This window comes from Variovorax sp. 01N429, from assembly GCF_056399425.1.
Genome location: NZ_JBFTRG010000268.1, coordinates 1 through 352, shown reverse-complemented (window position 1 = coordinate 352; position 352 = coordinate 1). Strand labels below are relative to the sequence as shown.

The 352-nt window shown below is 70.7% G+C and carries 1 protein-coding gene; it reads right to left on the bottom strand.

The window, feature by feature from the left end:
* A partial coding sequence (locus AC1DSF_RS31555) for a hypothetical protein (RefSeq protein WP_478184241.1) occupies positions 1 to 352 on the bottom strand: 352 nt, incomplete at both ends.

The window sequence follows — 352 nt, the reverse complement described above, 5'->3', positions numbered from 1 at the left end:
AGCGTCGACCTTGGTCTGCGCGGCGGCCTGCTGCTGCGCGTCGCGCGGCGTCGTCGGCGGGGCGGCTTCGGTGACGACGAACTGCCCGTTGCCGGCGTCGACGGTGAGGCCGTCGGAGAGCGCGGCGTACATCTCGGTGAAGAGTTTCGCCTGGCAGGACGTCAGTTCGTCCGCGGCGAAGTCGAGTTCGGCGGCGATGCTGCGCACTTCGAGGGAGGCGACGCGGATCCGGCGGAGCGTCACCTCCAGTTCGAGGTTGGCGGTGCCCGCGGTGTGGCCGCGCCAGCCCGCCTGCTCCGTCGCGCCGCACACGCCGAGTTCGAAGTCGCGGACAATCTCGTCGAGTTGGTTC